The 6841-nt window shown below is 72.0% G+C and carries 5 protein-coding genes and 1 pseudogene; 4 read left to right on the forward strand and 2 right to left on the reverse strand.

What is annotated here, in order from left to right; all coding sequences use genetic code 11:
• Positions 1-32: 32 nt before the first annotated feature.
• Genes HW837_RS40365 through HW837_RS40380 form a run of 4 tightly spaced genes read left to right on the forward strand, consistent with a single transcriptional unit; the run spans position 33 to position 4496 of the window.
• The gene (locus tag HW837_RS40365) at positions 33-914 is read left to right on the forward strand and encodes a transketolase (RefSeq protein WP_045558386.1); all 882 of its coding nucleotides are present in this window, start codon (positions 33-35) and stop codon (positions 912-914) included.
• The gene (locus tag HW837_RS40370) at positions 911-1951 is read left to right on the forward strand and encodes a transketolase family protein (RefSeq protein WP_078853502.1); all 1041 of its coding nucleotides are present in this window, start codon (positions 911-913) and stop codon (positions 1949-1951) included. The genes HW837_RS40365 and HW837_RS40370 overlap by 4 nt, the downstream gene beginning before the upstream one ends.
• Positions 1948-3465 carry an FGGY family carbohydrate kinase gene (locus HW837_RS40375; protein WP_045558387.1) on the forward strand — a complete coding sequence of 506 codons (1518 nt, stop codon included), beginning with the start codon at positions 1948-1950 and terminating at the stop codon, positions 3463-3465. The genes HW837_RS40370 and HW837_RS40375 overlap by 4 nt, the downstream gene beginning before the upstream one ends.
• A 41-nt stretch (positions 3466-3506) precedes the next feature.
• Complete coding sequence (locus HW837_RS40380) at positions 3507-4496, forward strand: sugar-binding transcriptional regulator (protein WP_045558388.1); 990 nt, start codon at positions 3507-3509, stop codon at positions 4494-4496.
• Positions 4497-4679: 183 nt separating this feature from the next.
• On the opposite strand, the gene HW837_RS40385 is transcribed toward HW837_RS40380, so the two are convergent.
• Together HW837_RS40385 and HW837_RS49230 are read right to left on the reverse strand one after the other, a co-directional pair.
• The gene (locus tag HW837_RS40385) at positions 4680-6695 is read right to left on the reverse strand and encodes a beta-galactosidase (RefSeq protein ID WP_193381707.1); all 2016 of its coding nucleotides are present in this window, start codon (positions 6693-6695) and stop codon (positions 4680-4682) included.
• 47 nt (positions 6696-6742) lie between these two features.
• Positions 6743-6841, reverse strand: a pseudogene (locus HW837_RS49230) (carbohydrate ABC transporter permease); the annotation flags it as partial.

Genomic DNA, 6841 nt, shown 5'->3' on the forward strand with positions numbered 1-6841 from the left:
ATAGATATCAAGTACTGAATGGATATTCACAGATGTTGACCGCTGATCCGAGTGCCGCCGCGGAGTACCGCCGACTACGGCGCTCCCTCCCTTCCGAGCCCCCTCACGAGACCGTCGAGCGACTGCGCGCCATGTCCGCCGAGATCCGCCTCATGGTTCTCGACATGATCGACAGGGCGGGGATGGGGCACATCGGCGGCGACTTCTCCGTCACCGACATCCTCGCCACGCTCTTCGGAGCCGTCGTCGACGTCGATCCGGAGCACCCCGACGCTCCCGGTCGCGACCGGTTCATCCTGAGCAAGGGCCACTCCGCCGCGGCCCTCTACGCCACGCTCGCCCACTGCGGATACTTCCCGCGGTCGGAACTCGCCGGCTTCACCACCGCCGCGTCCGCACTGAACGGGCACCCCGACCGCCGCAAGGTGCCCGGTGTGGAGACCAACACCGGCCCGCTCGGCCATGGCCTTCCCGTCGCGGTCGGCTGCGCACTCGGCGCCCGGCTGCGGGGGGACGACAGCCGGACCGTGGTCGTCCTCGGTGACGGGGAACTACAGGAGGGCAGCAACTGGGAGGCGGCGATGACCGCCGGACACCAAGAGCTTGCGGGGCTGTACGCCGTCGTCGACCGGAACCGGCTCCAGCAGGGAGCCCGCACGGAGGACACCGTCGGCCTCGCCCCCCTGGCGGAGAAGTGGGCCGCCTTCCGCTGGGAGGTGCGCGAGACGGACGGCCACGACCACGCGGCCCTGCTCGCCGCCTTCGCCCCCTCCACCAGCGGGCGGCCCGTCGCCGTCATCGCCCACACCGTCAAGGGCAAGGGCGTCTCCTTCATCGAGGACCGCGCCGAATGGCACCACAAGGTGCCCGACCAGGACCAGGTGCGCGCCGCCGTCGAGGAGCTGACCCGATGACCGAGACCACTTCCCCGGCGAAGACGGCCGACCCGACGGCCCAGGCGACGGCCGAGGCGACGGCCGAGACCGTCACCCGCCCTCTCGTCGATGCGCCCGTCTACGACTGCCGACAGGCCTTCGCCGAGGAACTCATCGCGCTCGCTCGCGAGGACAGCCGTGTGGTCGTCGTGTGCAACGACTCGGTGGGCTCCAGCAACCTCTCCGGATTCCGGGACGAGTTCCCCGACCGCCTGATCAACGTCGGCATCGCGGAGCAGAACATGGTGGGCGTCGGGGCGGGCCTCGCCAACGCCGGCTACGTACCGTTCGTCTCCGCGGCCGGCCCCTTCCTGACCGGCCGCGCGCTGGAGCAGATCAAGGCCGACTGCGCCTACAGCGGCCACAAGGTCGTCCTGTGCGGCCAGAGCCCCGGCATGGCGTACGGCGAACTCGGCCCCACCCACCACTCGGTGGAGGACCTCTCCTGGCTCCGCGCGGTCGCCGACCTCACCGTGGTCGTGCCCACCGACCGCGCCCAGACCCGCGCCGCCGTGCGCTGGGCCCACGCCCACGACGGACCCAGCTATCTCCGCGTCCCCCGCTTCAAGGTGCCCGACGTGACTCCGCCCGGCGCCCCCTTCGCGCCGGGGCGCGCGCTGACCCTGCGGGATGGCGGCGACGTCACCCTCGTGGCCATCGGCACGATGGTCCCGCGCGCGCTGATCGCGGCTGACCGACTGGCCGCCGACGGCATCTCGGCCCGGGTGCTCAACACCCCGTTCGTCGACCCTCTCGACGAGACCGCGATCCTCCGGGCCGCCGCCGAGACCCGGGCCATCGTCACGGCGGAGGAGGCCACCGTCAGCGGCGGCCTCGGGGCGGCCGTCGCCTCGCTCACCGGCCAGCACTCCCCCGTCCCGCTGCGGCTGCTCGGCGTGTCCGGCTTCGCGCCCACCGGCAGCCCCGAAGGACTGCTGGAGCACTTCGGACTGACCGCCGGCGCCATGCACCGCGCCGCGCGCGAAGCCCTCGGTCTGCCATCCTCGGCGTCATGACGCCCGCTCCGCTTCTCCTCGCCGTCGACCAGGGGACCTCCGCGACCAAGGCCCTGCTGATCGACGGCGCCGGCTCCGTCGTGGGCTCGGCGTCCGTACCCATCAGCGCCGCGCATCCACACCCCGGCTGGGTGGAGCAGTCCGCCGAGGAGATCTGGCGCAGCGCGACCCGAGCCGTCGAGGCGTGCCTGGCTGGACGGGACGGACGGGACAGACTGGACGGCGCACAGGTGGTCGGCATCGGAGTGTCCAGTCAGCGGGAATCGTGCCTGCTCTGGGACCGAGCCACCGGGCAGCCGCTCGGGCCGGTGCTCGGCTGGCAGGACCGCCGCACGGCTCCCGCCTGCGCCAGGCTGCTCGCCGAAGGACTGGGCCCGCTCGTCCGCACGACGACCGGTCTGCCCCTGGACCCGATGTTCAGCGCCCTGAAGGCGCAATGGCTCCTCGACACGTACGACCCGGACCGCACCCGGTCCCGGCGCGGCGAGCTGTGCCTGGGCACCGTCGACTCCTGGCTGCTGTGGCGGCTGAGCGGGCACACCAGCCACATCATCGAGATCGGCAACGCCTCCCGCACCCAGCTCCTCGACGTGCGCACCCGGCACTGGGACGAACGACTCCTGGGCGTCTTCGGCGTACCCGGTGAGGTGCTGCCCCGGATCGTGGCCTCGACGGGCCCCTTCCCCGCCGCACGAGGGCTGTCGGCAGTGCCGGACGGTACCCCGGTCGGCGCCGTGCTGGGCGACTCCCATGCCGCCCTCTTCGGTCACGGCGTCTTCGCACCCGGCAGCGTGAAGGTGACGTACGGCACGGGATCGTCCGTCATGGGCCTGATCCACACCTCGGCACAGGCGGAGCACTCACCCCTCTGCCTGACCATCGCCTGGGACGACGGCACCCCCGCCTACGCCCTGGAGGGCAACATCCGCTCCTCCGGCGCCACGTTGCGCTGGCTCGCCGGCCTGTTCGGCACCGACGAGGCCGACCTCGCCGCAAGGGCGGCGCCGGATGCCGCGGGCGTGCACCTGGTCCCGGCCTTCGGTGGGCTCGGCGCGCCCTGGTGGGACAACGAGGCCGCCGGGCTGGTCTCCGGGCTCACCTTCGCGGCGGGCCTGCCCGAGCTCGCCCGGGCCGCCCTCGAATCGATCGCCTTCCAGGTCGAGGACGTCGTGGCGGGGCTCGACGCTCCGGGCACCCCGGTCGCCGCCCTGCTCGCGGACGGTGGCCCCACCGACAACGCGACGCTCATGCAACTACAGGCGGACATCTCGGGGCGGACCCTGCGCCGCCCCCGCACCCGTGCCCTGTCCGCCCTGGGCGCGGCACACCTCGCGGGGTGCTCCCTCGGACTGTTCACCAAGGAGAGCCTGACCGCCACGACGAGTGCGGCGGACGTCTACCACCCGCAGTGGTCGCCCGCGCGCCGAGCCGACCGTCTCAGTGCCTGGCACGAAGCGGTGTCGCGGGCGAGGACAACGTCCCCCGCGCCGCCGGGCCCGGCGATATCGCCATGACGGCTCCGCCCCGGCGGCCGGAGATCAGTAGGGTGCGGGGTGTGTCCCAGCGTTCTGACCTCACCAGTGGCGAATCCGTCGACAAATTGCGGCTGATCGTGCGCGTGGCCCGCATGTACCACGAGCGTGGCATGCGCCAGGCCGACATCGCCGACGCGCTGGGCCTGTCCCAGGCCGGCGTCTCCCGACTGCTCCGCTCCGCGGCGGACCAGGGCGTGGTCAGGACCGTCGTCGTCTCACCGCCCGGCATCCACAGCGACGTGGAGGACGCACTCGCGGAGCGCTACCACCTGACCGACGTCGTGGTCCTCGACAACGAGGACCAGCCGGAACACGCCGCCACGCTGCTGCGCGGGCTCGGATCGGCGGCCGCGAGCCATCTGGAGACCACCTTCCGCTCCGGCGACCTGATCGGCGTCTCGACCTGGAGCGAGACACTGCTGGCCGCCGTGGAGACCATGCAGCCCGCCAAGACGGCCGGAGCCTTGCAGGTCGTCCAGCTCATGGGCGGCATCGGCGATCCCCGGAGCCAGGTACAGGCGACCCGTCTGACCGCCCGCCTGGCCGAACTCACCGGCGCCGCCCCGCTGTTCGTCCGTGCGCCGGGGCTCGTCGGCTCCGCGGAGGCCCGCCTCTCCCTGCTGCGGGATCCGGCGGTCCTGGAGGTCAGTCAGGCATGGCAGCAGCTCAGTGCCGTGCTGGTGGGCATCGGGAGCCTCGAACCCTCCCCCCTGCTCCAGCTCAGCGGCAACGCGGTGGCCGAGGAGGAGATCGCCCGGCTGCGTGCCCTGGGCGCGGTGGGCGACATCTGCCAGCGTTTCTTCGACGCGAACGGTGTCCATGTCGACGCCGGACTGGGCGAGCGGACGATCGGCATCTCCGTCGACCAACTGCGCACGGTCCCGCGCCGCATCGCCGTCGCCGGCGGTGAGCGCAAGTACACGGCCGTACGCGCCGCGGTACGCGGCCGCTGGATCACCGCGCTGATCACCGACATCGCCACGGCTCGACGCCTACTCGAGGAGCCCTGAGGGACCGCGCCCGGAGTGCACGACGATGAACCTCGACCGAGACATCGAGCGCTGCGGCGGTCGCTACGGCAGACGCACTCCCCCGGAGCATCCAGCCGCGACCGAAATGTCGTACCGCCGGCTGTCCGGTCGGTGCGGCCAGGCCGCCCCATCGGTACGGCCCGGCCGCCCGACGCGCTCTGGTCAGTGTGGCTCGCGGACGACGGCGACGCCTCCCGGTGGAACGACCACGGTGCCGGAGACCGGGTTGCCGGTGAGGAGTTCGACGCCTTCGGCGAGCGCCTCGGCGCCCTTTCCCGTGTGGTCGATGAGGAACAGGTAGTCGGCCTCCGCGCCCCGGCGCCGGACGACCTCGACCCCGGCGGGTGCGTCCTGCTCCGGTGAGACACCGGCGTCGTGACGGATGCGGTCGATCAGGGCGGCGAGCGTGTCCCGGTCGGGGTGGGTGGCCAGGTACCAGGCAGTGCCGTCGCCGTGACGGTGGCGAGTGACGGCGGGGTGGCCGGCGAGAGGGCCGTCGGCGTGGGAGACGACGGTCTGTGCGCCGGTGAGCCGGACGCGTTCCGACCACAGGTCGGCCGTGGCACCCGGGGCCACGTCGCCGGTCAGGCCGGTCGTCTCGCCCGGCAGCAGAGGGAAGAGCTCGTCGGTGACCACGCCGAGGACATCGCGGAAGGCGCCGGGGTAACCGCCCAGGTACACATGGCAGTTCTCGTCGACCATGCCACTGTGGAAGCCCACGGCAAGGGTGCCCCCGCGTTCGGCGAACCGGGCGAGGTTCGCCGCGGCTGCCTCTGGGACCAGGTACAGAGAGGGTGCCAGAACGAGTTTGTAGCGGTCGAGTCCAGGGTCGTCGGGGCGTACGAAGTCGACGGCGACCCCGGCCCGCCACAGGGGGGTGTACCAGTCCCGTACCAGGTCCTGGTAGCGCAGTTCACCGCTGGGCTGGGAGGGCAGTTCCAGTGCCCATCGGGCGTCCCAGTCCCAGACGATCGCCACCTGTGCCGTGCTGGTGGAGCCCCGCACTTCCGCCAACGCCCTCAGATCGGCGCCGAGTTGGACGACGTCGCGCCAGATCTGGCTGTCGGTGCCTGCGTGCGGGAGCATCGCGGAGTGCCACTGCTCGGCGCCCGCCCTCGCCGCCCGCCACTGGAAGAACGCGATGCCGTCGGCGCCGTGGGCCACGTGCGCGAGGGCGTTGCGGCGCATTTCCCCGGGGAGTTTGGCGCGGTTGACGGGTTGCCAGTTGACGGCGCCGGTCGAGTGCTCCATGAGGAACCACGGGCCGCCCGCGAGCGAGCGCATCAGGTCGCCGTGGAGGGCGATGTCGACCGCGGCCTCCGGGTCGTCGGACAGCAGGTAGTGGTCGTTGGAGAGGATGTCCAGCTCGGGCGCCCAGCGCCAGTAGTCGAGAGCGTCGATGGTGCGCAGGACCAGGAAGTTGGTGGTCGCCGGGGTGTCCGGAGCGGCCCGGCGCAGCACCTCGCGTTCGGCGGTGCACAGCGAGAGCAGTTCGTCGGAGCAGAAGCGGCGCCAGTCGAGCTGGTGGGTGGGGTTCGGCGGAGCCGCGGTGGTGCGGGGCGGCAGGATCTGGTCCCACGAGTAGTACCACTGGCTCCAGAACGTGGTGCCCCAGGCGTGGTTGAGGGCGGCCAGGTCGTCGCCGTAGCGGGCGCGCAGCCAGGTGCGGAAGGCGGCGGCGCTGGTGTCGCAGTAGCAGGCGTCGTTGTGGCAGCCGTACTCGTTGTGGATGTGCCACATGGCGACGGCCGGGTGGTCGGCGTAGCGCTCGGCGAGGGCTTCGGCGATACGCAGCGCCGCTCTGCGGTAGGCGGGGCTGGAGGGGCAGAAGGTCTGGCGGCTGCCGTACGACAGCCGGCGGCCGTCCTTGTCGACCGGCAGAGCTTCCGGGTGCTTGACGAAGAACCAGGCCGGCGGGGCCGCGGTGGGAGTGGCCAGGTCGGCGGCGATACCGTTGGCGTGGAGCAGGTCGAGCATCCGGTCCATGCGGGCGAAGTCGTGGACGCCCTCGGCCGGCTCCAGCAGTGCCCAGGAGAAGATGCCGACGCTGACCATGGTCACCCCGGCCTCGCGCATCAGGCGCATGTCCTCGGCCCAGACCTCCTCGGGCCACTGCTCGGGGTTGTAGTCACCTCCGTAGGCGATTCCAGGAATGCGAAGACGGCGCGCGGTACTCACTGGTGATGCTCCGGGTGGGGTGTCGGGGTACGGCAAGTGGAGGTGTATCAGCCCTTGTTGGCGCCGAGGGTCAGGCCGCTGACGAACTGCCGCTGGAGTGCGAAGTACACGATCAGCGTGGGGATGGCGGTGAGCAGGGCGCCGGC

The organism is Streptomyces caniscabiei (assembly GCF_014930365.1).
Classification (GTDB): Bacteria; Actinomycetota; Actinomycetes; order Streptomycetales; family Streptomycetaceae; genus Streptomyces; species Streptomyces caniscabiei.

Coding starts and splice junctions, on each gene's coding strand:
- HW837_RS40365 (WP_045558386.1), top strand. CDS start 33: ATGTTGACCGCTGATCCGAGTGCCGCCGCGGAGTACCGCCGACTACGG.
- HW837_RS40370 (WP_078853502.1), top strand. CDS start 911: ATGACCGAGACCACTTCCCCGGCGAAGACGGCCGACCCGACGGCCCAG.
- HW837_RS40375 (WP_045558387.1), top strand. CDS start 1,948: ATGACGCCCGCTCCGCTTCTCCTCGCCGTCGACCAGGGGACCTCCGCG.